The organism is Nocardiopsis gilva YIM 90087, assembly GCF_002263495.1.
Classification (GTDB): domain Bacteria; phylum Actinomycetota; class Actinomycetes; order Streptosporangiales; family Streptosporangiaceae; genus Nocardiopsis_C; species Nocardiopsis_C gilva.
Genome location: NZ_CP022753.1, coordinates 772,430 through 797,454, shown reverse-complemented (window position 1 = coordinate 797,454; position 25,025 = coordinate 772,430). Strand labels below are relative to the sequence as shown.

The 25,025-nt window shown below is 70.6% G+C and carries 19 protein-coding genes and 1 pseudogene; 9 read left to right on the top strand and 11 right to left on the bottom strand.

Annotated elements, in window-relative coordinates; all coding sequences use genetic code 11:
• A complete protein-coding gene (locus tag CDO52_RS03925; RefSeq protein WP_152471813.1) occupies positions 1-1,548 on the bottom strand; it encodes a hypothetical protein in 1,548 nt (515 codons plus the stop codon).
• A gap of 401 nt (positions 1,549-1,949) precedes the next feature.
• Here CDO52_RS03925 and CDO52_RS03920 point away from each other — a divergent pair, with 401 nt between their 5' ends.
• Both CDO52_RS03920 and CDO52_RS03915 read left to right on the top strand, forming a co-directional pair.
• Complete coding sequence (locus CDO52_RS03920) at positions 1,950-3,194, top strand: ATP-binding protein (RefSeq protein ID WP_232524469.1); 1,245 nt, start codon at positions 1,950-1,952, stop codon at positions 3,192-3,194.
• Positions 3,191-4,222, top strand: coding sequence for a ParA family protein (locus CDO52_RS03915; RefSeq protein ID WP_017620657.1), 1,032 nt, complete (start codon positions 3,191-3,193; stop codon positions 4,220-4,222). The genes CDO52_RS03920 and CDO52_RS03915 overlap by 4 nt, the downstream gene beginning before the upstream one ends.
• A gap of 67 nt (positions 4,223-4,289) precedes the next feature.
• Here CDO52_RS03915 and CDO52_RS03910 read toward each other — a convergent pair whose 3' ends face one another.
• A complete protein-coding gene (locus CDO52_RS03910) occupies positions 4,290-4,721 on the bottom strand; it encodes an SgcJ/EcaC family oxidoreductase (RefSeq protein ID WP_017620656.1) in 432 nt (143 codons plus the stop codon).
• A 154-nt stretch (positions 4,722-4,875) separates the two neighbouring features.
• On the opposite strand from CDO52_RS03910, the gene CDO52_RS03905 reads away from it, so the two are divergent.
• Entirely contained in the window at positions 4,876-5,595 is a 720-nt protein-coding gene (locus tag CDO52_RS03905) for a creatininase family protein (RefSeq protein WP_083920044.1), read from the top strand.
• Between the two features lie 107 nt (positions 5,596-5,702).
• Here the strand turns inward: CDO52_RS03905 and CDO52_RS03900 are convergent.
• The 8 genes and pseudogenes from CDO52_RS03900 to CDO52_RS03865 all read right to left on the bottom strand — a co-directional run.
• Positions 5,703-6,464 (bottom strand): annotated as a pseudogene (locus tag CDO52_RS03900) (lysylphosphatidylglycerol synthase transmembrane domain-containing protein); the annotation flags it as partial.
• A gap of 187 nt (positions 6,465-6,651) precedes the next feature.
• Positions 6,652-7,533 carry a class I SAM-dependent methyltransferase gene (locus tag CDO52_RS03895; RefSeq protein ID WP_017620654.1) on the bottom strand — a complete coding sequence of 294 codons (882 nt, stop codon included), beginning with the start codon at positions 7,531-7,533 and terminating at the stop codon, positions 6,652-6,654.
• The gene (locus tag CDO52_RS03890) at positions 7,530-8,639 is read right to left on the bottom strand and encodes a glycosyltransferase family 4 protein (protein WP_017620653.1); all 1,110 of its coding nucleotides are present in this window, start codon (positions 8,637-8,639) and stop codon (positions 7,530-7,532) included. The genes CDO52_RS03895 and CDO52_RS03890 overlap by 4 nt, the downstream gene beginning before the upstream one ends.
• Positions 8,636-9,034 carry a 6-pyruvoyl trahydropterin synthase family protein gene (locus CDO52_RS03885; RefSeq protein WP_017620652.1) on the bottom strand — a complete coding sequence of 133 codons (399 nt, stop codon included), beginning with the start codon at positions 9,032-9,034 and terminating at the stop codon, positions 8,636-8,638. The genes CDO52_RS03890 and CDO52_RS03885 overlap by 4 nt, the downstream gene beginning before the upstream one ends.
• A 72-nt stretch (positions 9,035-9,106) precedes the next feature.
• Positions 9,107-10,081, bottom strand: a complete 975-nt coding sequence (locus tag CDO52_RS03880) for a zinc-dependent alcohol dehydrogenase (protein WP_094932210.1) — start codon at positions 10,079-10,081, stop codon at positions 9,107-9,109.
• Complete coding sequence (locus CDO52_RS03875) at positions 10,081-10,875, bottom strand: CDP-alcohol phosphatidyltransferase family protein (RefSeq protein WP_198345825.1); 795 nt, start codon at positions 10,873-10,875, stop codon at positions 10,081-10,083. Before CDO52_RS03875 ends, CDO52_RS03880 begins: the two co-directional genes overlap by 1 nt.
• Positions 10,862-11,677 carry an inositol monophosphatase family protein gene (locus tag CDO52_RS03870; RefSeq protein WP_017620649.1) on the bottom strand — a complete coding sequence of 272 codons (816 nt, stop codon included), beginning with the start codon at positions 11,675-11,677 and terminating at the stop codon, positions 10,862-10,864. Before CDO52_RS03870 ends, CDO52_RS03875 begins: the two co-directional genes overlap by 14 nt.
• Positions 11,670-12,350: a GTP cyclohydrolase II gene (locus tag CDO52_RS03865; RefSeq protein WP_017620648.1), complete on the bottom strand. Its 681-nt coding sequence runs from the start codon at positions 12,348-12,350 to the stop codon at positions 11,670-11,672. Before CDO52_RS03865 ends, CDO52_RS03870 begins: the two co-directional genes overlap by 8 nt.
• 193 nt (positions 12,351-12,543) lie before the next feature.
• On the opposite strand from CDO52_RS03865, the gene CDO52_RS03860 reads away from it, so the two are divergent.
• A complete protein-coding gene (locus CDO52_RS03860; RefSeq protein WP_026126159.1) occupies positions 12,544-13,395 on the top strand; it encodes a TetR/AcrR family transcriptional regulator in 852 nt (283 codons plus the stop codon).
• A 137-nt stretch (positions 13,396-13,532) separates the two neighbouring features.
• Here the strand turns inward: CDO52_RS03860 and CDO52_RS03855 are convergent, their stop codons facing one another.
• Complete coding sequence (locus tag CDO52_RS03855) at positions 13,533-14,354, bottom strand: lipase family protein (RefSeq protein WP_017620646.1); 822 nt, start codon at positions 14,352-14,354, stop codon at positions 13,533-13,535.
• Positions 14,355-14,717: 363 nt separating this feature from the next.
• Here CDO52_RS03855 and CDO52_RS03850 point away from each other — a divergent pair, with 363 nt between their 5' ends.
• From CDO52_RS03850 to CDO52_RS03830, 5 genes are all read left to right on the top strand, one after another.
• The gene (locus CDO52_RS03850; RefSeq protein ID WP_017620645.1) at positions 14,718-14,897 is read left to right on the top strand and encodes a hypothetical protein; all 180 of its coding nucleotides are present in this window, start codon (positions 14,718-14,720) and stop codon (positions 14,895-14,897) included.
• Between the two features lie 206 nt (positions 14,898-15,103).
• Entirely contained in the window at positions 15,104-16,099 is a 996-nt protein-coding gene (locus CDO52_RS03845; protein WP_232524375.1) for an LLM class flavin-dependent oxidoreductase, read from the top strand.
• A gap of 17 nt (positions 16,100-16,116) precedes the next feature.
• Entirely contained in the window at positions 16,117-19,569 is a 3,453-nt protein-coding gene (locus tag CDO52_RS03840) for a lantibiotic dehydratase (RefSeq protein ID WP_094932208.1), read from the top strand.
• The gene (locus tag CDO52_RS03835) at positions 19,566-20,747 is read left to right on the top strand and encodes a lanthionine synthetase LanC family protein (RefSeq protein ID WP_232524374.1); all 1,182 of its coding nucleotides are present in this window, start codon (positions 19,566-19,568) and stop codon (positions 20,745-20,747) included. Before CDO52_RS03840 ends, CDO52_RS03835 begins: the two co-directional genes overlap by 4 nt.
• Complete coding sequence (locus CDO52_RS03830) at positions 20,747-24,586, top strand: ABC transporter ATP-binding protein (protein ID WP_232524373.1); 3,840 nt, start codon at positions 20,747-20,749, stop codon at positions 24,584-24,586. Before CDO52_RS03835 ends, CDO52_RS03830 begins: the two co-directional genes overlap by 1 nt.
• Positions 24,587-25,025: the final 439 nt, after the last annotated feature.

Here is a 25,025-nt window from a genome sequence, read left to right as displayed (position 1 = left end):
TTATCCCATCCCCCGTAGTCCGGACCGCTGCGAAGCGTGGCGTGGGCCCGTACCGGCGGCCCCTCTCGTCCAGGTCGGCACCGTAGTCGAGGTCGGTGTCGGACAACCGCAGCGAGGCGGTTGCCTCGTCTCCACACGCGGCGTCCATTCCCTGGCACACCCTCGACACCAGCAGACGTGATTCGTCCCTGCCTTCCCAGCGGACATGAAGGAAATCGGGATCGTTCCCAGAGGAAGACTCGACCACGACGAACTCCGAACTCGCCGAGATGCCATCGTCCTCTGTACCGACCTCGCCACAATTCGGATCACACCAGGCGGCCGAACTCTTCTGAGCGCCGCGGAGGAGCACTCCGCTCTCCCCCCCCAGAGACCGATGGCCCCGCCCGGGTTTGTCGCAGCGTCCTGGTTGAGCATCCCCATCTGAGCGGTGTAGGTGGGCATGAGCGTCGGAGCGGCCCACAGCGCGCCCGGCAGGAGCAGGACCGAGACCAGGGCCACGGCCACGACGGTGGCGGCCTGTCGCCAACCCCGCGGCCGGTCCTCGTCCGACTCCGGCAACCGCGCCAGCACGGCCTCCACTCCGACAATTCGGCCGTCGGCCGACCCCTGATCGGCTCGGACTCCCGCACCGAGGGCAAGAACGGCCAGGAGCGCGGCCAGGAACACGAAAGTGCCCGTCGCGACGAGCATCTGGATCAGGTTGCCGAGCCCGAACTGCACGATTCCGGGAAGTCCGGTGAGCTCAAGAGCACGAGGCCGCAGCCAGTTCAGTCCTCCGACGATGATGAACACGACAGCGAGGTTCACCGCGACCTCGAAGAGCTTCCCTCTCATCAGGCGGCGTGCACGCACCGCCGCGCGAATCGGGCTGAGCCCCTCCAGGACCGAGGCGACCGCCGTGACGGTCAGCGGAATGCCGAGGATAAGGATGACCAGCGGCGCAACCAGCGCGAACGGGAGCGGTTCCTCAAGTTCGAAAAAGTCGGACACCGGCGCGTCAATGTACGGCGTCGCATAAAGAAAGGCGAGAAGCGCGGCCGCCGCGTTAACAACGAGAGCGACAAGGGCGAGCAACATCCTCCACGGTCGAGTCGCTGCCCTCCGAAGAGCCGCCCTGGCTGAGACCGGTCGGCCAAGCAGGGCTCCGGCGGCAACCTGCAGAGAGGCCGTGTACGCGACGGCGAGCGCGTACAGCACTGCCGCGGCGGACAGCGGGAGCCCCAGGAACAGCAAGGAGGGCGAAAGGTCCTCGACCGGTCCGGTGAGTACCAGCGCACTGTTGGCGACCGCGAACCCGTCACGCGCCCAGAGCACAGTGACGATGGCGCTCATTACCGCGACGGCCAGCAGTGGAATGAGAACCGCCGCAACCAGCGGCCGAAAGGCCGACCGGACCACCACGAAGGACACCGTCATAGGCGGCGAGTCTGCCTTGAGCAGGGGAACCAACGAACTGACCGACCCCGCACCGCTCGTCTGGGCTGTTTCCTGCTCGCTCCCACCTTTGTCGGATGATTCGGGCCGTGTTTCTTCCGGGTCAGTCATGGAGAGTCTTCTCACCGCGCTCATCACTACATCGCAAGCCCGGCAAAACGGGCGGGACTCACCGTAGCGGGATATGTAGGAGCGGTCATCTTTCCCGGAGAACTTCGAAGGACGCCGCGATGTCCTCGGCCCGCCGGTGGTTGGCTGGAGACGCCACCACGAGGGGCCGCCCAGACGTCGCCTGCGAACGGGTTCCTGGCCGGACCGAACGTCCCAGACTTTGACCGCATCGCCGGTTCTCGGGGTGATATCGCGCCTCTGGGGTGGGATGACAAGGGCGCTTCGGTGGTCAACGGCGGCTGCCGGAAGTGCTGAGGTATCCAGCCCTCCATGGTGACAACCCTCATCACCAGGTCAGCCCACCAACGTAAGCTCGCCTGTTGTAAGGGGTCTCGTTGACGATGCGCGACTCACAACCCATGAACGCGCACAGCCGAAGTGATCACGGCGCGTCGGAACGGATGTCCATGGAACGCGAGTTGTCCGAGGAGCTAGGGACCCAGGAGAGCTGTGTCCTGGAGTTCAAGCGCAAAGCCAAGGATCGTGAGGCGATCCGCAAGGCGATCTGTGCGCTGGCCAACGACCTCGCCGGTGAAGGCGGTGGTGACCTCGTCATCGGGGTACGGGACGACGGCACGATCGAGCCGGGCCTCGACACATCGGACGCGGCGCTGCTCGACCTCGCCCAAATCCGCGACGAGGGCACCATCCTGGACCGACCATCAGTGCGCGTAGAACCGGCACTGTTCCGCGGTCAGCCGGTGATCCGCATCCACGTCGAGGCGTCACGTACGCCTCCGGTCCGGCTGAACGGCGTCGCATGGGTACGGCCGGGTCCCCTCACCAAACGGGCATCCGCCGACGATGAACGGGTACTCATCGAACGGAGGCGGAGCCTGTCCCTGCCCTTCGACAACCATCCCGTTCCGGGCAGCAGCATCGACGACCTGGACATGAGACTCTTCCGCGGCACGTATCTGCCTTCCGCTGTCGATACCGAGGTGATCGAAGAGAACGGTCGACCGGAGGAACAGCAGCTCGCTTCCCTGAACCTGCTCTCCCCTTCCAGGGCAGCGACGGTGCTTGGCCTTCTCCTGGTCGGCATGGACCCGACACGCTCCCTCCCTGGCGCCTATACGCAGTTCGTTCGGTACGAGGGCGACTCGGTTGACAGCGCCGTGATCGATGAGCAGGAGCTGCGCCTGAACGTCGTGGACACCGCGGAGCGCCTGGAGGTGCTCCTCAAGGGACACACCCACACGCATCTCGCTGAAGTGAGCGGCTTCCGGGAACGGGCACAGCCCGACTATCCGATCGCAGCCCTGCGTGAGGCCTGCATGAACGCACTCATGCACCGAAACTACGAGTCATCGAACGCCCCCACCCGCATTCAGTGGTTCGCGGACCGGGTGGAAGTTGCCAATCCCGGAGGACCCTATGGTCAGGTGAGAGCGAACAATTTCGATCGGGTCAACGACTACCGGAACCCGTCCCTGGCTGGGGCGATGAAGAACCTGGGCTACGTCAACCGGTTCGGACGCGGCATCACCCGAATGCGGGCAGAACTGGAGCGAAACGGCAACCCGCCGCCGAAATTCGACGTAGACGAAAGTTCCTGGGTGGTCGTAATGAGGAAGGGCACATGACGTCCATCGCGCTGTTCAACAACAAGGGTGGCGTGGGAAAAACCACCCTCGTTTACCACCTCGCGCACATGTACCAGCGGCTCGGCGCGCGGGTTCTCACCGTCGATTTGGACCCGCAGTCCAACCTGACGTCGATGTTTCTCGACGAGGACGACTTGGCGCGCCTCTGGAACGAGGCGGAACAAACATTCCAGTTCCAACAGCAAAAGCTCTTCCCCACCATCCGGACGGACAGCACCGGAACCATCGCAGAGGCTGTCAGGCCGATCACCGAGGGAACAGGGGATGTGGAATTCATCCGCCCGGCCCAGATCAATGAAGGTCTGTGGCTGCTACCGGGTGATCTCGAACTGAGTAGATTCGAAGACGACCTTTCGCAGTCATGGGGACTGACCTTTAAGGGAGACCCGAAGGCGCTGCGCGCCATGACCGCCTTCTACCGAATCATCCAGTCGGCGCGTCGTGAGATCGACCCGGACATCATCCTCATCGACATCGGCCCCAACCTGGGCGCGATCAACCGCGCTGCGCTGCTCTCGTCGGACACCGTACTCATGCCGCTCGCGGCCGAACTGTTCTCTCTCCGCGGGCTCCGCAACCTCGGCCCCACCCTTCGAGAGTGGCGCAGAGACTGGAAGGAACTGGTGCTGCCTCGCGCGCCGGAACAGATTGAACTTCCTGCGGGTGACATGCATCCATTGGGATACGTCATTATGCAGCCAACCGTACGCCTCGACCGTCCGGTCCTCGCCTACCAGCGCTGGCTGGAACGCATTCCACTGGTATACGACCGGTACGTCCTCGGCAACGACCCGCCATCGGCAAAACCGGACCACGAAATCGCGACTATCCGCAACTACCGCAGCCTCATGCCGCTTGCGCATGACGCGCGCAAGCCGATGTTCGACTTGCGCCCCGCGGACGGCGCTATGGGCAGCACCCAGGCCTACGTGCAAACCTGCCGAAGCGAATTCGAGGAATTGACCCGCCGAATCGACACCCGGTTGGCCGCCATGGCCTCCGAGTAAGACTCCCCGGTCGACATGGGCGCACGCTGCACCCGCTTGGCGGCCGCGCGCCGGTGGCGGGGCTTCGTCAGGCGGAGGAGGACTCGACAGCGGTGTTCTGACCGGCCACGATCTTCCAGCCCTCCTCCTGTTCGGAGATCACGTAGAGCGTCGCTCCCCAGGCTCCCTCGATGGGGTTGCCCGAGCTGTCGGTGGGCGTCTGCGCCACGCTCACCGCGATCACATTGGGCGCGATCTCCAGCAGTTTGACGACGTCGTAGCGCGCGTAGGAGTCACACAGGAAGCCCTCCATCGCCGGAGCGGCGGACTCGGCGATGGACCGGCGGTCGTCCAAGCGCGTGCCCATGGCGTTGGACCAGGACGTCCGCAGGGCGAACTGTTCGCTCAACGCGATGGGGTCTTTGGCGTTGAACGCCTTCTCCAGTGCTTTCACCACGCCGGTCACCGCGGCCTGCGCCCGCGCCGAGATGTCTCCGACCACAAGGATGCCGTCCGTCATAACCATTCCCTTTCTCAGCACCGAACCCCGTTCGGAGCGGCGGTGATCGCCGCCGTTGCCCACTCAACGTCCTCAACTCAGGTTGAGGTCAATGTGTGCGCCGTTCTCGGTTCCTCGGTTGCGGGGACAGCCGCCGACTGATAACCGGAGGGATATGGATGGACGTTCTTCGTACCTGCTGCCCCTGGACACATCCCCCGAGGCCGAGCGGCATCAGGGCGGTGTCGTGCTTCTCCCGATCGGGAGTTTCGAGCAGCATGGGCCGTACCTTCCCTCCTCCACGGACACGGTGATCGCCTGCACGATCGCGAACGAGATCGCCGTAGTCCATCGCCTTCAGGTGCTGCCGCCGGTGACCGTCTCCTGTTCTCATGAGCATGAGGCGTGGCCGGGGACGGTGAGCATCTCCGCGCAGACGCTGATCGCGGTCGTGCGCGACATCGCCGCGTCCGTGCGGCGCTCAGGGGCCGCCGGGCTCGTGCTGGTCAATGCCCACGGCGGGAACTATGCGTTGGGAAATGTCGTCCAGGAGGCGCGAGGGTCGATGGCCTTGTTTCCAGGGCCGCATGACTGGCAGGCGGCACGCGACGCGGCCGGGCTGCAGACCTCCATCGACGCCGACATGCACGCCGGTGAGCTGGAGACGTCGATCTTGTTGCACGCCCATCCGGAGCTGGTGCGGGCGGGCTACGCTTCGGGCGACTCGGTGGCCGACGAGCGCCCGCACCTGCTCACGCTGGGGCTGGAGGCCTACACGAGCTCCGGGGTGGTGGGACGACCCTCACTCGCGTCAGCCGCCAAGGGCGCGGCAGTGCTCGCCAGCCTGGTCGAATCGTTCGCGGCGTACCCGCCGCTGTTCTCCGCGTCCCCCTGAGGGGCGGGCCACCTCCTGCGACCCGGGAACAGAACCGCGACACCGGGCAGGCTGGCGGTGAGCGCCAGGACCCCGTAAGCCACCGCTGTGGCCAGGCCCAGCTCGGCGCCCAGCCCCGCCGCTCCGAACGCGGTCGCCGTCACGGCCTCGCGCGGTCCCCAGCCAGCGGCGTTCATCGGGATCGCCATCGCGAGCAGCGCGAGGACGGCGGGTGGCGCCAGCTCGGGCACGGTCGCCGTGACCCCGACGGTCCGTGCGGCGACAAGGAAGAGGGCCAGATGCCCGGCGAGCACGACCGCCGACAGCAGAAGGACGCCCGGCCCCGTGCCACGCGTGAAGAGTGCCGCACGGGCGTCCGTCAGGATGAGCCGCACCGAGCGCAGCCAGCGCGGAACGCCCTTTCCCCACAGCACCCATGCCGCGAGGAGCGTCGTGGCACCCACGGCGAGCGGCAGCACCCAGGCGACGCGCCCCAGGCCGAGTGCCGTGCCCCAGGCAGGCGCGCTGAACAGCAGGACGCACCCCGCGCCGACAAGGACCGCCTGACCGGCCGCCCGCTCCAGGAGAACCGCCCGGACCCCCTGGCCGATATCGCCGGACGACCGACCGTGATCCACAGCCCTGTGGACATCCCCGAGGACTCCGGTCGGAAGTAGTGCGTTGAGCAGCAGGGCCCGGTAGTAGTCGGCGAGCGCCCGCCCCATCCGCAGCCGCAGCCCCAACGCCCGGGCCACGAGCCGCCACCGCCACGCGCTGAGTGCGGTCGTCACCGCTCCGATCGCGAGTGCCGCGGCTGCCGCGACCGCGAATTCCGCTCCGCCCACGGAGCCGAGCACCCCCGCCAGGGCATCTGTGTCGAGCCGCCACACGAGCACGGCCAGCAGCGTCACGGCGGCCAGCACCCGCGCCCATGGCCAGACGACCCCCTTGACGGTGGCGTCCCACCATGGCCTCCGCCTCGGCTGCAGTTGCCCCCGCACGACCTTCGCCTCCCACTGTCGTCGCGCGCCAATCCACCGGACACGACTCCGAGCGAGGATCTCCACCCATCATCGATCAGGACCGCTCCTCGTGCCTACCTTCCGCCGCTGGCCCATCCGGGAGGACGAGCAGGTCGACGTGGTGCACCTCGGCTCGCAGGCGGCCGGACGCGCACTCGCCCAGCCTCCACTCCACATACGTACGCGCCTCGGTGGAGAGTTCAGTGCGCTGCTCGACAGCGGCGGCGACCCACCCCTCCAGCCACTGCCGCATCAACCGGCGCTGCTCCGGGCCGAGCCGCCACGGGCTTGATCGCCTGTACACCGGCGCACCGCGGCGCCGGAATGCCCGCGCGGCCGCGTCGGGCGCGTCCGGGCCGAGCAGGCGGCGCCCCTGCACCTCCCGACGCTGGTGGGCGTTGAACGCGGCGGCGATATCGGCGTCGAGTGGGTGATCGGGGGTCAAGACCACGTGTCCGGCGACCGACAGCGTCAGCAGGACGGGGCATCCAACGCCAGTGCACGCCTCGGCCAGGCCGTTCAGTTCATCTGCGGTGAGCAGGTCGAGAAGCGCGGACGCTGTTACCAGGTCGGCGCCCTTGAGGTCGACCGCATCCAGTTCGGTCAGGTCGGCCAGTCGGGTTCGCACGGTGACGGGGGCGCCGTCCGCTGCCGGCTCCGGCGGGAAGCCGGCGGCGCGCTCGAGCAGTTCCGGGTCGCGGTCGTGGAGGACCCAGTGCTGGGGACCGTCCAAGAGCGGGGCGAGCCAGCGCGCCATCGATCCGGTGCCGCTTCCGAGGTCGTGGATGTTGAGGCTGCCGCCGCGCCGCCGTCCATGCTCCGCTGCGAGATGCGCGCGGAGCGGGACCAGCAACCCGGCGTCGCGCGCGTCGGCATCGGCCCCCTCGCGCAGGGCCAACCAGTCGGCTTCGAAGCGGGGCGATCCGGGGGCGCTCACCAGGCATTCTCCCTTTGGGGTCGTGGGTGGCGCGGCTCGTGCATTCGGTCGAGGATGACGGTCATATCCCGTGCGGCCGCCTCCCAGGGGCGTAGTTCGGCCCGGCGAAGCCGCGCCGCCGCCCGTAGCCGATCACGCAACGCCCCGTCCATGAGCCAGCTCCGTAGCGACCCCGCCAGTGCTTGGACGTCGTTCGGTGGGACGAGGAGACCCGGAACAGTGCCACCGCGTGCCTGTCCCAGGGTGTCCGGCAGGGCCCCCGCCGTGGTCGCGAGCACGGGTATGCCGCGTGCCAGTGCCTCGGCCGCGGCCATTCCGAAGGTCTCGGCGCGGGACGGCAGCAGCAGGAGGTCGGCCTCCGCGTAGGCGTGCGCCAGCGCGTCTCCGGACAGCGGCCCGGAGAAGTCAATCCTTCCGCCGAGTCCCAGCTGTCCGACGAGCCGACGTACTTCGCTGGCGAACGCGGACTCCGGCGGTGCCGGTCCCACGCAGACGCAGCCCCAGCGCAGGTCGGTGATCCCCGCCAGAGCCCGCACGAGCAGGTCATGTCCCTTGCGCGGGGTCACCGACGCGACGGAGAGGAACCGAACACCGTGATCCGTTCCAGACACGAGCGGCGCGGCGTCGGTGCCCGGTTCCACGGTCCACACCCGGCGATGGTCCAGGCTGTGCCGATCCTTGATGTTGCGCGCCGCCCAACGGCTTGTCGCGATGACGGCACGCGCGGCGCGCAGCGTGTCCCGCTCAGCGGCGTCCAGCTCGGCGGCGTGATCGGTGCTGAGCCCCGTCTCGTCGGCCAGGGGCAGGTGCACCAGGACCCCCAGTCGCAGCCGACGCGCACTGGGAACGACGATCTCGGGGACACCGCAGGCCACGAGCCCGTCCACGACCACGGCGGCGCCGTCCGGCAGAGCGTCGAGTGCCCGCGCCAGCCGATCCCGGCCGGAGGCGTCCGGTTCCGGCCACGTGCCCGGGATCGCCACCTCGCGGACCGGCCGCCCCATGCGCGCGAGTTCCCGGCAGAGGCGGCGGTCGAAGACGTTGCCTCCGCTGGGCGTGGTGGGGTCGTCCACGCCGCCGGGCAGGACGAAGGTCGGCGCTGTCACAGCGCACGTTCGTAACTCGCCCAGGCGATGTGCGACTCGTGCAGGGTCACCTTCAGCTCGGTCACCCCGCGGGCCTGTTCCCCCAACGCGCCCTGTGCCACCCGGTCGGCGATGCGGTCGGCGATGACCTTGGCCAGAAACTCCGTCGAGGTGTTGACGCCGGCGAACTCGGGCACCTCGTCGAGGTTGCGGTAGTTGAGGTCGGCGAGGACGGAGTTGAGTTCTTGGGTGGCTCGCCCGATGTCGACCACGATCCCGTCGTCGTCGAGTTCGGGTCGGCGGAACGAGGCGTCGACGATGAATGTCGCCCCGTGGAGGGACTGCGCCGGTCCGAAGACTTCACCGCGGAAGCTGTGCGCGACCATGAGATGGTCGCGGACGGTGACGCTGAACACGAGAAGGGCTCCTTTACAAAGGGTGGACGTCGGTCCGGGGCCGTCACTGACCTCTCCAGGTGGACGCGCGCCCTATCCGTAGGCGATGCGATGGCACAGGGCCGGGATCCGGCCATCCGCGAGGAGCGGCATGAGATCGGGCAGTCGCTCGAAGGGGCTTTCGCCGGTGATCAGTGTGTCGAAGGCGGGGTCGGTGAGCAGCCGCAGCGACAGGGAGAGGCGGTCGGCGAGCGATCGGCGGCGGCTGCGCGCCGGGGAGACCACGCCCACCTGGCTCGCGCGAATCGCCAGTCGGCGGGAATGAAAGGACTCCCCCAGCGGGATGCGGACCTCGCGGTCCCCGTACCAACTGAGCTCGATGACCTGGCCCTCATCTCCGAGCAGGTCCAGTGAGGTGGCGAGGCCCGCCTCCGTGGCGCTGGCATGGAACACCAGGTCGCACTGGCCCGCGGCTTCCGCCGGGTGGGCGAAGGCGACGCCGAGGCACTCGGCGACGTCGGCGCGCTCGGGTTCGGTGTCGACGAGCTGGACGCGGGCGCCCGGGATGTCGGCGAGGAGGCGCGCGACGCAGCATCCCACCATTCCCGCGCCAACGACCGCGACGCGGTCGCCGATGAGCGGTCCGGCGTCCCAGATCGCGTTCACCGCCGTCTCGACCGTGCCCGCCAGCACGGCCCGCTCGGCGGGGACGCCCTCCGGAAGGGGCACGACCGCGCCGGCCGGAACGACGAACCGGGTCTGGTGCGGATAGAGGCTGAAGACGTCGCGTCCGACGAGCTCGGATGGCCCCTGCTCGACGGTGCCCACGTTGAGGTAGCCGTATTTGACCGGGCCGGGAAGGCCGCCCTCCTGGAAGGGCGCCCGCATGGCCTCGCGCTGGCTCTCGGGGACGCCACCGCGGAACACCAGGGACTCGGTGCCGCGGCTGACCCCCGTGTAGCGCGTGCGGACGACCACGTCGCCGGGTGCGGGCTCTGGGACAGGGACCGACCGGATCTCTCCTACGCCTGGTGACCGCAGCCAGAAGGCGCGCGCGGTGTGCTCCATCAGCCCTCCCTGTCCGTGTCCGGGCCGGTTCGTAGCCGCGCCGACCTGGTTCGCCACAGCCACCACACATCGCGGCCGAAGGACCAGGCGAGGAGCGCCAGCGCCGCTGCCACCACCGCCGTTGCCGCCGAGTGCGGCAGCACGCTCGCCGAAGCCGCGATGAGGGCGGCGGCCTGCACCACCGCCACCGCCTTGCGGGCGGTACTGAGCGGCAGGTCGCCGTGCAGCCACGGCGCCACGGTGGCCGCCGCCGCGAACGCGTAGCGCATCGCGCCGATCGCCACCACCCACGCACCGAGGTGGAGGGACACGTGCACGCTGAGCACCAGGATCAGAAAGGCGTCGACTTCCATGTCGAACCGGGCGCCCAGCCGGCTGGTCGTATTGGTGCGGCGTGCGACCAGCCCGTCGACGCCGTCGAGCGCCAGTGCCACCGCGGCGAGGAGGACCAGGGTCCCGAGCGCGCCCCCGTCCAGCGGCCGGCCCGCAACCTCGTCGGCGACGAGGGCCATCACCCCGCCGACGAGCACGGCGCGGGCCAGGGTCACGCGGTCGGCCGGCCGCATCCCCGGGTGTCCGTCCCGGTACAGGGCGCGCGTGAGCAGTCCCCCGAGGGCCACCGCGTAGGCCGATCCGGCGATCCAGCCCGCAGCTCCCAGGCCAGCGGCCGCGGCGAGGACGGCCAGGAGGGCCGCCTGCGCGGCAGCGCCGACGGCGGGACCCGCGGAAGCGGACGTGACTCGGAAGCGGACGCCCGCGGACAGCGGGGCAGCGTGTGCGTCACTCGATCCCATACGCGTGCGCCACCTCCAACATGATGTGCTCGCGGAGCCCCGGTGCGACGGCGATGGTCGCCGAGGAGTCCACCGAGTGCGGGCTGCCATCGCGGTCGAGGACCACACCGCCCGCCTCCCGGACCAGGAGAACCCCCGCCGCCGTGTCCCAGGGCCGGTTCGCCAGGATGACCGCGGCGTCGAGCTTGCCGTGCGCGGTCCAGGCGAGGTCGATCGCGGCCGTACCGAGCATGCGGATCCGCCGCACCCGCGCGCCCAGCCGCCCCAGCAGGTCGAGGCGCACCCTGTTCTTGGCGTCGGCGCCCTCCCCCACGGCGAAGTCGCCGATGGAGACCACCGCATCGGCGGGGGCGCTGTGCCCGGAGGCGCGGATGCGCTCTCCATCGCAGAAGGCACCCGCCCCCTCAGTGGCGGTGTACCCGGTGTCGAGGAAGGGCAGGTCGATCACGGCCACCACCGCCCGCCCCTCCCACACCAGGCCGAGGGAGACGGCGCACAGCGGAATCCCGCACGCGAGGTTGGCGGTGCCGTCGACCGGGTCGAGCACCCACCAGGGCTCCCCGTCCGCCCCGCCGGTGCGTCCGTGCTCCTCCCCCAGCAAGCCGATATTGGGGGTTTCGCGCGCCAGAAACGTACGGACCGCGTCCTCGACGGCGAGGTCGACGTCGGTCACGATGTCGCGCTCGCCCTTCTCGGTGACCGCCCTGGGGGCGTGCTCCCGCACGATCCGTCGCGCGATCGCCGTCGCTTCTTGAGCGACGGGCAGCAGGGCGGCGAAGGCGGCGCCCGCGACGTCAGCCACGTCCGCCGTCCTCCTGGCCGCGGGCGCCGCTATCGCACAGCGACGCGCTCGACACCTCCTCGACCTGAGGGAGGTCGTGCCCGAGCCGGTCGCGCTTGGCGGTGAGGTAGGCGATGTTGCCGTTGTGCGCGGGGGCGAGGAGCGGCACCTGCTCGGACACCCGGATCCCGTACGCCTCCAGGGCACCGATCTTGTCGGGGTTGTTCGACAGCAGCCGGACCGAGGCGGCGCCGAGGTAGTGCAGCACCCGTGCGGCCGGACCGTAGTCGCGGACATCGACCGGCAGGCCGAGGGACGTGGCCGAATCGATGGTGTCGAGCCCCTGCTCGTCCTGGAGGATGTGCGTGCGCACCTTGGCGACCAGCCCGATCCCACGCCCTTCGTGGCCGCGCAGGTACACCAGGACCCCGCTGCCTTCCCGCACGATCGCGTCCAGTGCCGACGTGAGCTGCTCGCCGCACTCGCAGCGCGTCGCGCCGAAGATGTCACCCGTCATGCACTCGGAATGCACCCGGACCAGCACGTCCTCACGGTCCACGACCTCCCCCAGCACCAGGGCCATGTGTTCATGGCCGTCGAGCGGATCGCGGAAGGCGACGGCTCTGAACGTGCCGCGCCGTGTGGTCAGGTCGGACTCGGCGACATCGGTGAGATCGGTGTCCTGATCACGCATCTTCCCCCCTGGGGTGTGGGATGGCCGTGTGGGCGCTGAATGGCGTGGCCGCGGCCTGGTCGGGGACCGTTCACTGGTTACACGGCTCGTCGCGCTCAACCGTTCGCTGGTTACGCGATCCGTCACGCTTAGTAGACTGTGATCCTGGTATTCAAAATTTGAGACATCATATCCCAAGCGCAGAAGGTGCAACATGGGCGGGGACTCCCAAGCGGCCACTGGCCTGACACGGCGGAGGCGCCGACTCAGCGACCAGGAGACCGAGCGACGCATGCTCCAGGCCGCAATGGACCAGGTCAACAGGGCCGGGCTGACGGTCAGCCTGGAACACATCAGCTTCGAAGACGTGATCCGCGACGCGGGCGTGTCCCGCAGCGCCGTCTACCGCCGCTGGCCCTACAAGGATCTGTTCTTCAGCGACCTGCTGAAAGAGCTCGCGCGCGGCACCAGCCCGGCCATCGTCGAGGAGAACCCGGAGGCGCGGCGCGCGGTCGACCAGACCATCCTCGACCGCCTGGACTGGTTGAAGACCCCGTCACTGCGCATCGCCCTGGCGACCGAGATCCTGCGCCAGGGTGCCCCGGCCGAGCTCCAGACCTTCCTGCGTTCGCCGGAATGGCGCACCTACGTCGCGCTGCACGCGACCTTCCTGAGCCTGCCCGATGGCGACCTCCGCACCGAGGTGCAGGCGGCCCTCACCGAGTCGGAGCGCAACGTCACCGCCGGCCTCGCCGCCGCCTACGAGCGCGTGGCGTCCCTGCTCGGCCTCCGCCTGCGTCCGGCGCTGAGCACCGGATTCGAGACGCTGGCGACGCTCGCGAACGCCATGGTGCGCGGGCTGGTCGTGATGGCTCCGACGACCCCGGCGCTGTCCGAGGAGACGGTCCGGGCCGACCTGTTCGGCGCCCCCGACCCGGCGGACTGGACGCTTCCCGGGCTGGCGCTCGGCGCCCTCGCCGCGGCCTTCCTCGAAGCCGATCCCGACGCCGAGTTCGACGATGACCGCATCGCGGAGATCCGGCGCGCCCTCGCGAGCGAGGGCTGAGCCACCACCGGCCCCGCGATCGCTCGACTCGACGCCGGTGAGGGGGACGTGCCCGGCTGGCATAACGTGCCCGCCCGCGCCGTCGTCGACTGGGTGGGGCAACGGCTCGGGCGGGCAACCGGTGGTGGGGGCGGCGGTCAGCCCATCGCCTTTTCCAGGTTGGCGATGTAGCGGGCGATGCCGTGGTCGCGGATCTGGTCCGTCCCCAGGGCCATCGGGTCGGCCGTCTGGCCCTTGACCTTGTCGGTGAGGCCGCCCAGCAGCGACATCTTCTTCTCCCGCAGCCGACCGTCGGCGTCGAAGTACTTCTCCTCGTCGACGTGATGGTAGAGCGGCTCAGGCGGGAGCTGGGGAACGATGTCGCTGTTGTTGACGAAGCGGAACATGCGTCCCTTGAACTCGCGGTCGAAGGTTCTGGCCATCAGCGGGTCGCACGTGCGCGGCTGGCCGAAGGTGTAGACGCCGTCCGCCAGCAGGCGGGAATCCCCGAAACGCATCCGGGCCGCGGCCAGCATGGCCAGAGCGCCGCCCAGGCTGTGACCGGTGATACAGATCGACTGGCCGTTGCCGCGCATCTCCGATACGGCGTTGAGGACCTGCGGATACACCGCGTCCAGGGCCTGGTTGAAGCCCATGTGCACCATGCCCTGGCCGTTCGGGTCCGGGGCCAGGAGGCCGTTGGCATCGGAGAGCCAGTCGCGCAACTGCGCCAGTTCGGTGCCGCGGAAGGCGACGACGACCACCTTGTCGTTGGCCGCGACATAGGCCTGGGTGTCATCGATTGGGAACGGCTGCTCGAACTCCACCTGGAAGAACCGGCACTCGGGCATCCCCCACACGGCCGTTGTGGTCTTGATCTGGTCCTCGTCCTGGTAAGCGAGCTGCGAGGCCTGTGCGAGCCCGTGCGCGCTGCGCAGTGAGTACCCCGTGATCGTCTGCTCGAAGACAGGCGTGGTCATGCGTATCCCCCCAAGGCGTGGATATAACCCTACGCATCCACTTGTTTCCTGAGAGTGACGATCTAACACCGTCCGTCCCTGCTTGAGGAAAGTTTGAACCTGCCTGAACGCCGCATAGAGGTCATGTGACCAGGAATCCCCCCAGTGGCCGACACCACCGGGCACCCGCGGGCCCCGCCGAAGGCGCCGCTCCTCCGAAGGGAGGACCCCCAACTCACGTACCTTTACGGACCGATCCGTCGGAAGGGCAGCGAAATGGTTCCTCGGACCGAAGCGGCATTGGAATGCCCACCCCTAGGGTGAACTCTGCACGGCATAAAAAATATTCCTCAGCCGTGCATCCCTTAATCGGAAGGTGCAATTATGACTGCTCCTAACGCCAAGGCCAACGTCGAATTCGACCTCGACATCGACATGGAGACCTTCTCCACCCCCGGTGGCGGCCAGCTCTCGGCGAACAACATCGACGCCCGCGGCCCCATCACCCTCGGCACGACCTGCTGGGGCACCACGTGCCCGAGCGCCAACACCGTCTCCTGCTAGTACACGCCGGCTCTCGTTCCTCGTGAACGAGGCGGAATGTCGATGGACGCGAGGCCCGGTGCGTACCCGGCCGCGTGTCCGAGAGGGATGAGTGCGGCGGTGCTTGTCCGCGCACTCCCTGGCGGGTGGCGGCCGACCGGTGAACGGCCGCCACCCGCCGCTCGGGCCCCAGGCGGGACGGCCCGCCGTTGCGGATGGAGATCGGCATGGACAGGACGACGGCGACGACGCCGACGGCGGCCTCGGCGACGGCCACGGCCACACCCGCCCGCACACCCGCGAACGCGGATCCACCGCCGCCCCTCGGCCTTCTCGAATACCTCGACCTCGGCGACCACCGCTCCGTGCGCGCCAAGCGCGAGACCGCCTTCGAGGCCGCTCTCCTCGCCGAGCAGGTCGGATACCAGCGGCTCTGGCTGCCCGAACACCACAGCACCGGCGTGCCGAGCCCCAACCCCCTCCTCCTCGCGGGCGTGCTGGGCAGCCACACCACGCGCATCCGCATCGGCACCGCCGTCACCCTCATCCGCGTCCGCGACCCCCACCTCACCGCCGAGGACGTCGCGTCCGCCGCCTTCTTCTGCGGCGACCGGCTCGACGTCGGATTCGGCCGCGGCGACGTCGCCGGGAGCGCCGCCGACGCGCTCGCCTACCTCCGCAAGGGCGGCGACGCGACCGACGAGGCCATCCGCACCGTCGTTTCGGTCCTGGACGACGGCCGCGACTGGATCGATCCGCTGGACACCCCCTACGAGCGCTGGCTGCACGGAGCGGGGACCCGCTCGGCCGAACTCGCCGGAGAAATGGGATTCAATTACTGCCACGCCCTTTTCTTCAATGTCGATGTGGACGCGTGCACACGCACACTCAATTCCTACCGCGCCGCCTTTCCCAACGGACGCACCGCCGTCGCCGCGGCACTGGTAGCCAATGATGATCCGGTCATCGCGCGCACCGACAGTATTCGCGCCGGAATAAAGGTCAATTGCGCGGGCACCGCGGAACAGTGCGCCGCCGCGGTCTGCAAGCTTCTGGAGCTCACCGGCGCGGACGAGGTCGTCATCACCGAGATGTCCCGCTCCGCCGACGACCACCTGCGTGCGCTGAAGGAGATCTTCGGGCTGGTCGCGGAGCGCTTGGGCGGCCGCCCAAGGTCGGCCGGACCGGCCGACCGAGCGGCGACGGGAGGGGAGGAACGCTGAGTACCGAAGGCTGCGGCATGCTGCGCGTGCCGCTGTTCAGTGTCGACGAGGCCGCCCGGATGGTGGCCGACGAGGACGTCGCGGACCCCATCGCGACCATGGCGGTCTCCCTGGCCGCAGGCCCCTACGTACGCGACGCGGCCGTCTCCGGCGACCAGCGCGCCCGCGACACCCTCGCCCGCTACCTGGCCCGGATGGGCGGCCGCGCGACACCCTACGGCCTGTTCGCCGGTACGGCTCCCGTCTCCGTCGGCGAGGAGCGCGACCTCGCGCTGGGGCCACGCGACCGGCACCGTGTCCGGGTGCGCGTCGACGTCCAGGCGCTGGAGGAGGCCGTCCGCGCGGCGGCCGACGCGGTCGGCCCGCTGCAGTGGCCGCTGCGCACCAACCCGATAGCCCGCGCCGACGGCGACGTCCTCCGGTTCGCGAAGTCCGGTGACGCGAGCGCCGACGTCGTCAGCATGCGCCTCACCCCGGCCATCGCCGCGGTCCTGCGCGTCCTCGGCGACGGCGAGGTCATCGGCGCCGACATCGTCGCCGCGCTGCGGGCCGACAATCCCGGGTTCTCCGAGGACCAGATGGCCGGATTCCTCACCCGGCTGGTGGACGGCGGCCTCATCGAGCGGTCGCTCGGACTGATCGAGCCGGGCGTGGAGCCCGCGGAACGCGCCGTCGACCTCCTGGAGGCCATGGGCGCCACCGAACAGGCGGACGCACTGCGCACCCTGCTCGCCGACGCGACCGGGGTCCGTCCCCTGGACCCCGCCCTCACCGGAACGCTCGACGCGGGGTGGCGCGCGGCGGCATCCCACATTCCATCGTTCGCGGAGGTCAAGCAGGCTCAGCGGTTCGATGTCCACCCCGAGATGGACATGTCCGCGGCCACACTCGACCGCCGTTCGAGCGACGACCTGCAGCGGGCGATCCTGCGCGTGGCGGCACTCCAGAACGGCGGCGGCGCGGCCGGCGGTTCGGCGTTCAGCATCGACGAGTTCCGCGACGCGTTTCGGGCGCGCTACGAGGACGCCGAGGTGCCGCTGCTCAGCGCGCTCGACCTGGAGTCGGGCGTCCTGCGCTCATGGCACCGGTCGGTCTCCGAGCTGGCCGTGAACGCCGGTGTCCGAGCCCCTGAGGAATCCTCGCTCCCCCGGGTCAACCCGGAGCTGCTGAAGCTCTACGACCGGTGGACGCGCGACGGCACACCGGTCGACATCCCCACCGACGCGAACGCGAACGAACGAGCGAAAGCGTCGACGCCCAACGGCCGCAGGCCCGAAAGCGTCGGCGGTACAGCGAGTAAGGAGCGTGAGCGCGCAGAAAACACCGACGCGAACGCGAACGAACGAGCGAAAGCGTCGACGCCCAACGGCCGCAGGCCCGAAGGCGTCGGCGGTACAGCGAGCGAGGAGCGTGAGCGCGCAGAAAACACCGACGCGAACGCGAACGAACGAGCGAAAGCGTCGACGCCCAACGGCCGCAGGCCCCACAGCGTCGGCGGTACAGCGAGTAAGGAGCATGAGCGCGCAGAAAACACCGACGCGAACGCGAACGAACGAGCGAAAGCGTCGACGCCCAACGGCCGCAGGCCCCACAGCGTCGGCGGTACAGCGAGCGAGGAGCATGAGCGCGCAAACGACACGCCCGCCGCTTCGACCACCGGCGCCCGGGCGGCGCTGGCGGTCCTCCTCGGCGACCACCCGGAGGGCCTGCACAGCATGCTCGTCGGCGGTGTCGGCCGCGCGCCGCACGCGCTGCTCGCCCGCTTCAGCCTGAACCGCGACGGCATGCGGCAGCGGCTGTCCGACGCGGTGCACGGCGCGGAGGAGATGGTGGGCGACGCGGTGGCGGCGGGCGCCCCCTCCGACGCGCCCGGTGTGTTCGGACCGGGGGTCCCGACCGGTCCGAACGCGACCGCCGACGCCGATACGGCGGGTGCCCCGGACACCGCCCCCATCCACGCCGAGCTCGTCTACCACCCCGGCGGCCGGATCGGCAATGTCCTCATCCGCCCCCGCCTCCTCGACGACACCATCGCGCTGACCGGCGCCTCCGGCGGAACCCTCGCCCTGGACCGGCTGCTGATCCAGCTGCGCGGCGACGAGTTCCGCCTCCGCGACTCCCTGACCGGCCGCCCCGTCCTGGTAGAGCTCAACACCGCTCACAACGTCGACTTCCACGGCCTCGACCCGGTCTACGCGGTCCTCGGCCACCTCGCCTCCTCCGGCGGTGTCGGCTGGTCGTGGGGGGCGCTGGCGCACCTGTCCCACCTGCCCCGGGTGACCTGCGGTCCGGTCGTCGTGGCACCGGAGCAGTGGCGCCTGGCGCGCGCGGACATCCGCGACGTCCTGCACGACCCCGACCCCGCCGGCCACCTGCGTCGGCTCCTCCCCGGCCTGGGCGACCGCCGCTGGGTGGGGGTCGGCGACTACGACCACGTGCTCCCGATCGACCTAAGGTCCGCGCGGTCGGTGGGCGCCGCGCTCGCCAAGGAGGCCAAGGGGCCGGACACCGCGTCCGTCAAGATCATCGAGATGCCGCAGCTGGAGGCCCCGGCCGTGCGGGGGCCGAGCGGCGGCCACGTCGCGGAGGCCGTCATCCCCTTCAGCCCCGTTCACCGCACCCCGCCCCGACCGGGTACCGGAGCCGACGCCTTCGACGCCGACCGCGGCCGAGCGTGGGTGTACTTCTCCTACTTCTGCGGGCAGGCCTCCGCCGACGCCGTCGTCACGCGGGCCAAGCAGCTCGCCGACGAGCTCCACCGCTCCGGTGCGGTCACCGACTGGTTCTTCCTCCGCTACACCGACGGCGGCTACCACGTGCGGGTGCGGATGAGGCCCATCGACGGAGCGGCGCGCGCCCATGTCGTCGCCGCGATGGACGCGCTCGGCGGCGCGCTCCGCGCCGAGGGGCTCATCGGCCGGTCGGTCATGGACGACTACATTCCCGAGGTGTCCCGCTACGGCGGCGCCGACAACCTGGCCGCGGCCGAGCGCCTGTTCACCGCCTCCAGCGACCAGGTGGCGGCTTTCCTGGCCGCCCGCCCCACGGAGGAGCTGCGCCTGTACCAGGCGGTGGCCGACGCGGTCGGCTGGTGCTCGGCGCTGTTCGACTCCACCGACGAGCAGCGCGCGTTCCTCCGCCTCTGCCAGAGCGGCACGTCCCTCTCCTTCACCAAGAAGGGCAACCCGCTGGGCAAGTTCCACCGCGCGCACGACCGGGCACTGCGCGACCATCTGGCCGACGCCCAGGGAGACGAGCAGGTCGCCAAGGCGCTGGCCGCGCTCTCCTCCTCGGTCCGCCAGACCCTGACCGGCCGTCGCGGCTGGTCGGTGTTCGGGTCCGCACTTCACCTGCACTGCAACCGGCTGTTCGCCTTCGACGCCGTCCGTCTGGAGTACCTGGCCTACGAGCTGGCCGAGCGCAGGATCCACCAGCTGCAAGCGTTGGACGGCGTGGGAGGGAAGGCATGATGACCGCGGCCGAAGACCAGGTGGGGCTCGCCCGGACGCTGTACGCCGATGCCACCGAGAGCATCACGCGCGACCCCGACTTCACCCTGCTGCTCGATCACGCGCTGACCGCGATGGAGTTCCGCCGGGCCCTCGGCGACGACGGGGCGCCGAGCACGGCGGCGCGGGACTCCTTCCGGGAGGCGATGGGGCTGCTGCGGTCCGCGTCCAACGTCGGCCCGTGGCTGTACCGCGGCGCCGCGCAGGCCGGATGGGTCGCGATTCAGCTCGCCCGGCAGCACGGAACCGAGGCGAGCGGTCTGGCCCCGATCGACGACATCGTGCTGCAGTGGGCGACCGCGTTCCCCGACGACCTCGATATCGACCTGCCCATGGGCCTGCTCGGACTCGGCGTCTACGGCCTGGCCCACCCGGAGGCGAGCTTCCGGGAGAAGCTGACGTCGGGCATCCTCGACGTCATCGAGAACCGCACCGAGCGCGACGAGAACGGCCTGTTCTTCCGCCTCGCCGACTCAGAGGCGCGCCGCGCCGACCAGTCCGCCGGGTGCCGCATCATCGGGGTGGCGCACGGCGCCGCCGGGCTCGTCTCCTACCTGGCCTCGGTGTCGCGCTCCGACACGTCGGTCCGGCCGCGCGCCCGAGCGCTGCTCGACGACGCGCTGCGGTGGCTGCTGAGCCAGGGGTCCGACGTCAACGGCTCGGTCTTCCCGCACCGGGTGGAGATGCGCTACGCCCCCTCCCGCGCGACCTGGTGCTCCGGGGACCCCGGGGTCGCCCTCGCGCTGTCGGTCGCCGCCCAGGCCACGGGGTCGCCCGGGGCCGCGTCAGCCGCCCGCCGGACAGCGGAGGCGGTCATCGCCCGCCCCGACGGCGACTGCGGCGTCATGGACGGATGCGTCTGCCACGGCGCCGCCGGACTGTGCTGGTTCGGACGACACATGTCGGACCGCTTCGGCATCGCCGGGGCCGGGCAGTTCGCCGACCGGTGGGTGCGCTATCTGGCCGACCAGCGCGCCGCCGGGCACCTGACCTACTTCGGCCCCGAGGGCATGGTGCGCGACGCGTCGTTCCTGGAGGGCGACGCGGGCGTGGCCCTCGCTCTGCTGTACACGGCCACCGGCGTGACCCCCGTGTGGGAGCAGCTCGTGCTCGCCACCCCGATCACCGCGGGGGCCTAGTGGCCGCCCGAAAGGCGTCGATGACGTCGGCGGCGTCGACGACCGGGCCGTCGGCTGAGCGGTCCGCCACGCCGGGTGGTCCAGCGCGCCCGACCCCCTTCCGGGCGCGCTGGACCACCCGCCTGCTCCGCAGCTGCCTGCGGCACCGCGCTCTGACCGGCGCCGTCGTCCTCGCCGCCGTCCTGGGGACCGGGCTGGGAGCGATCGGGCCGCTGGTCACGCAGGTGGCCATCGACGGCGCGGTCGCCGGACGCGTCGACCACATCGGCGCCCTCATCGCGCTGCTGCTCGCGGCGGCGGTGCTGCAGTTCGCGGGGTCGTTCGCCCGCCAGTTCCTGGCGGGCAAGCTCGCCCTCAGCGTCCAGCACGACCTGCGCACCGCCGCGTTCGCCTCCGTTCAGCGGCTGGACGGCGGAAAGCAGGACGCGCTGCGCACCGGGCAGGTGATGTCGCGTGCCAACATCGATCTGCAGCTGGTGCAGGGGCTGCTGTCGATGGCGCCGCAGGCGCTCGGCGGCGGCGTGCTCATCGTGGCATCGCTGGCCGCGATGCTGTGGCTCTCGCCGCCGCTGACCGTGATCGCGCTGGTCGTGCTCGCCCTGTTCGTGGTCGTCACCGTGCGGGCGAGCGGCCGCATGTTCCCGGCGACGTGGGCGGTGCAGCAGCGCACCGCCGAGATCGCGCAGCACATCGAGGAGACCGTGACCGGGGTCCGCGTGGTCAAGGGCTTCGGACAGGAGCGGCGCGAAACCGATCGCCTCACCGAGCAGGCCCGTCTTCTGTTCGGCGAGCGGATGCGGGTGGCCCGTATGCAGGCCACCCCGAGCGCCACGCTGGGGGTGCTCCCCTACGTCGGACAGATCGCGGTGCTGCTGCTCGGCGGCTGGCTGGCGCTGCGCGGTGACGTGACCATCGGGACGCTCGTGGCGTTCGCGGGATACATGGTCACGCTCACCGCGCCATCCGGAGTGCTGTCCAACCTGGTCATCACGGCGCAGCTGGTGCGCCCGGCCGCCGAGCGCGTCTACGACCTGACCGACGTGCGGTCCGACATCGGCGACGCTCCGGACGCCGTCGACGTGCCCGACGACGGACCGATCGGGGTCGAGCTGGACGGCGTGCGTTTCGGCTACACGCGTGACGAACCGGTGCTGGAGGGCATGTCGCTGCGGGTCGAGCCCGGGGAGACGGTCGCGGTGATCGGCCCCTCCGGTTCGGGCAAGTCGACGGTTTCCCTGCTCATCCCCAGGTTCTACGACGTGGACGACGGCGCGATCCGGATCGGGCCGCCCGGCGCGGAGGTCGACATTCGGCGCACGCGGCTGCGCTCGCTGCGCCAATCGGTCGGGGTGGTGTTCGAGGAGCCGTTCCTGTTCTCCTGCTCGATCGCCGACAACATCGCCTACGGCCACCCGGACGCGACACGTGAGGAGATTCGGGCCGCGGCGCGTGCGGCGGGCGCCGACGGGTTCATCTCGGCGCTGCCCGACGGGTACGACACCCGGGTGGGCGAGCGCGGGCTGACGCTCTCGGGCGGCCAGCGCCAGCGCGTCGCCCTGGCCCGAACCCTGCTGTCCGATCCGCGTGTGCTGCTGCTGGACGACGCCACCTCGGCGGTGGACACCGCCACAGAGGCGGCCATCACCGCCACACTGCGGGAGGTGACGGCCGACCGGACGACGGTGCTCATCGCGCATCGGCGCTCCACGCTGGGGCTGGCCGACCGGATCGCGGTCCTCGACGGCGGCAGGGTCGTCGACGTCGGGACCGAGGAGGAGCTGCTGACCCGCTGCCCGCTGTTCGCGGAGCTGCTGGCCGGGCCGGACCAGTCGATCGACGAACGCACGCCCGTGACGGGCGCGACCGAACAGGCGCCCGGTGCGGCCCTGCTCTGGCCGGACACCGGTGCGGCCGAAGGCGCGGACCTCGATCATGCCGGTGGGCTGCCCGGCAACGTGGACCTCCCTGAGCTGCGGGAGCGGATCCGCCGCCTCCCGGCCGCCACGGATCGGCCCGACCCGCGCCTGGCCGAGAAGCGATCCGAGCCCGAGCCTCGGGCCGATGCCACCGCAAACGGGACCGGCGCCGCGTCCGGCGGCGGCGACCGATCCGCCGGGGTGTGGTGGGTCCTGCGGCCGGTCCGCCGGCTGCTGGCCGTGGCCATCGCGCTGGTAGCCGCCGACGCGCTCGCCGTCACCGTCCTTCCCGCGATGATCCGCTCCGGGATGGACCGGGGCGTGGTCAACGGGGACATGACCGACATCGCGGCCGTCTCCGGCCTCGCGCTGCTGATCGTCGCCGCGAACTGGTTCGTCCTGCGCGCCCAGCCCCGGGTGACCACGCGCACCGGCGAGAGCGCCCTGTTCGCGCTGCGGCTGCGCAGCTACCGGCACCTGCAGCGGCTCGGACTGGACTACTACGAGCGTGAGCCGGGCGGCCGGATCATGACCCGGATGACCACCGACGTGACCGCGCTGTCCACGTTCGTGGAGAGCGGGCTGACCATCGCCGTGGTGAACTTCGCGACGGTGCTCGGCATGGCGGTCGCGATGCTGGTCATCGACGCGAAGCTGGCCGTGGCCGGGCTCGCGGTGCTGCCGGTCCTGCTCGTCGCGACGCTGGTCTTCCGCCACTACTCGTCGCTCGCCTACGACCGGTCGCGCGAGGAGATCGGCGACGTCAACGCCGACCTGCAGGAGAACATCGCCGGGGCGCGCACCTCGCAGGCCCACGGCCGGGAGGAGAGCGCCGAGAAGCGGTTCAGCGACCTGTCCGACCGCTACCGGCGCACGCGGCTGCGCGCCCAGCGCTACATCGCCCTCTACTTCCCGTTCGTCACCTTCCTCGGCGACATCGCGACCGCCGTGGTCCTGGGTGTGGGCGCCTACCGGGTGGCGTCGGGCACCCTGACGGTGGGCGTCATGGTCGCCTTCCTCCTCTACCTCGGCCTGTTCTTCGCGCCGTTCCAGCAGCTCTCGGTCGTCTTCGACAGCTACCAGCAGGCGCGGGTCGGCGTGCGCAGGATCGGCGAGCTGCTGCGCACGCCGGTGTCGGTACCGGAGGCCGCCACCCCCGTACCGGTCCCGCCCCGGCTGCGCGGCGAGGTGGAACTCGCGGTGGTGGGGTTCGGCTACCCCGGAAGCGAGGAGCCCGCGTTGTCGGACGTGACGCTGCACGTACGGCCCGGCGAGACGATCGCGCTCGTCGGTGCCACAGGCGCGGGGAAGTCGACCGTGGTGAAGCTGATCGCCCGCCTCTACGACGTGACCGCGGGGCGCGTGCTGGTGGACGGCGTCGACGTCCGCGACTACGCACCCGAGGCCTTTCGGCGACGCCTGGGCATTGTGCCGCAGGAGCCGCACCTGTTCACCGGGGACATCGCCGACAACATCCGCTACGGGCGCCCGGACGCCGACGACGCCGAGGTGGAGGAGGCGGTACGGGCGATCGGTGCGCTCGACGCCATCGCCGCACTGCCCGGCGGGTTCCGGCACCGGGTCGGAGAGCGCGGGCAGGGGCTGTCCACAGGGCAGCGGCAGCTGATCGCGCTCGCCCGCGTGGAGCTGGCCGATCCGGACCTCCTGCTCCTCGACGAACCCACCGCCGCCCTCGACCCGGCCACCGAGGCCGCCGTCCTGACCGCCGGGGACCGGCTGGCCCGGTCGCGGACCACGTTCGTGGTCGCCCACCGCCTGGCGTCGGCGGCACGCGCCAACCGCGTCGTCGTGCTCGACCAAGGCCGCGTGGTGGAGGTGGGCCCGCACGACGAACTGTGCGCCCAAGAGGGTCACTACGCCCGCCTGTGGCGCTACGGCACCGACCCCGCCGCCATCGGCTGAGGAGTGGCCCGAGCGCCCCGCGGGAGCCGCCGCCAGGGGCTACACGCGGACCCTCGTCGACGCCCAAGCGCCTGCTCGCACCTGCCCGGGCACCACCAAGAGCAGCACCCCCCACCGCAGCGCCCGCCACGAGGGCGGCCCCGTGGTTGTCGGTCGCCAGGCACAGCACCGCCCCAGCGGCCGGGACCGCCAGGGCGGCCGCGCGGACGCGGGCTGCGCGGCCCCGTAGCGCGTACACGGCGGCCAACGCCACCATCCCGAGGCTGAGTGCCGTGAAAGCGGCGCCCAGGAGATGGAGGCCGGCGTCGTCCGCCGAGCCGCCGAGGGTCACGCCGACCTACTGCGACGTGCGGAAGAGGCCCGAAGCGATGCTACGACTGTGGCGTCCCCTTCGGTGGTGGAGCTCCGTGCGCTCCACTCATGGGGTTCGAAAGCGTTA

Bases quoted from the DNA above. Each gene is read 5' to 3' on its own strand.
- CDO52_RS03915 (WP_017620657.1), top strand. From the start codon at position 3,191: ATGACGTCCATCGCGCTGTTCAACAACAAGGGTGGCGTGGGAAAAACC.
- CDO52_RS03875 (WP_198345825.1), bottom strand. From the start codon at position 10,875: ATGGGATCGAGTGACGCACACGCTGCCCCGCTGTCCGCGGGCGTCCGC.
- CDO52_RS03855 (WP_017620646.1), bottom strand. From the start codon at position 14,354: ATGACCACGCCTGTCTTCGAGCAGACGATCACGGGGTACTCACTGCGC.
- CDO52_RS03905 (WP_083920044.1), top strand. From the start codon at position 4,876: ATGGATGGACGTTCTTCGTACCTGCTGCCCCTGGACACATCCCCCGAG.
- CDO52_RS03860 (WP_026126159.1), top strand. From the start codon at position 12,544: ATGGGCGGGGACTCCCAAGCGGCCACTGGCCTGACACGGCGGAGGCGC.
- CDO52_RS03850 (WP_017620645.1), top strand. From the start codon at position 14,718: ATGACTGCTCCTAACGCCAAGGCCAACGTCGAATTCGACCTCGACATC.
- CDO52_RS03920 (WP_232524469.1), top strand. From the start codon at position 1,950: ATGCGCGACTCACAACCCATGAACGCGCACAGCCGAAGTGATCACGGC.
- CDO52_RS03925 (WP_152471813.1), bottom strand. From the start codon at position 1,548: ATGACTGACCCGGAAGAAACACGGCCCGAATCATCCGACAAAGGTGGG.
- CDO52_RS03910 (WP_017620656.1), bottom strand. From the start codon at position 4,721: ATGACGGACGGCATCCTTGTGGTCGGAGACATCTCGGCGCGGGCGCAG.
- CDO52_RS03865 (WP_017620648.1), bottom strand. From the start codon at position 12,350: ATGCGTGATCAGGACACCGATCTCACCGATGTCGCCGAGTCCGACCTG.
- CDO52_RS03840 (WP_094932208.1), top strand. From the start codon at position 16,117: ATGCTGCGCGTGCCGCTGTTCAGTGTCGACGAGGCCGCCCGGATGGTG.
- CDO52_RS03880 (WP_094932210.1), bottom strand. From the start codon at position 10,081: ATGGAGCACACCGCGCGCGCCTTCTGGCTGCGGTCACCAGGCGTAGGA.
- CDO52_RS03845 (WP_232524375.1), top strand. From the start codon at position 15,104: ATGGACAGGACGACGGCGACGACGCCGACGGCGGCCTCGGCGACGGCC.
- CDO52_RS03835 (WP_232524374.1), top strand. From the start codon at position 19,566: ATGATGACCGCGGCCGAAGACCAGGTGGGGCTCGCCCGGACGCTGTAC.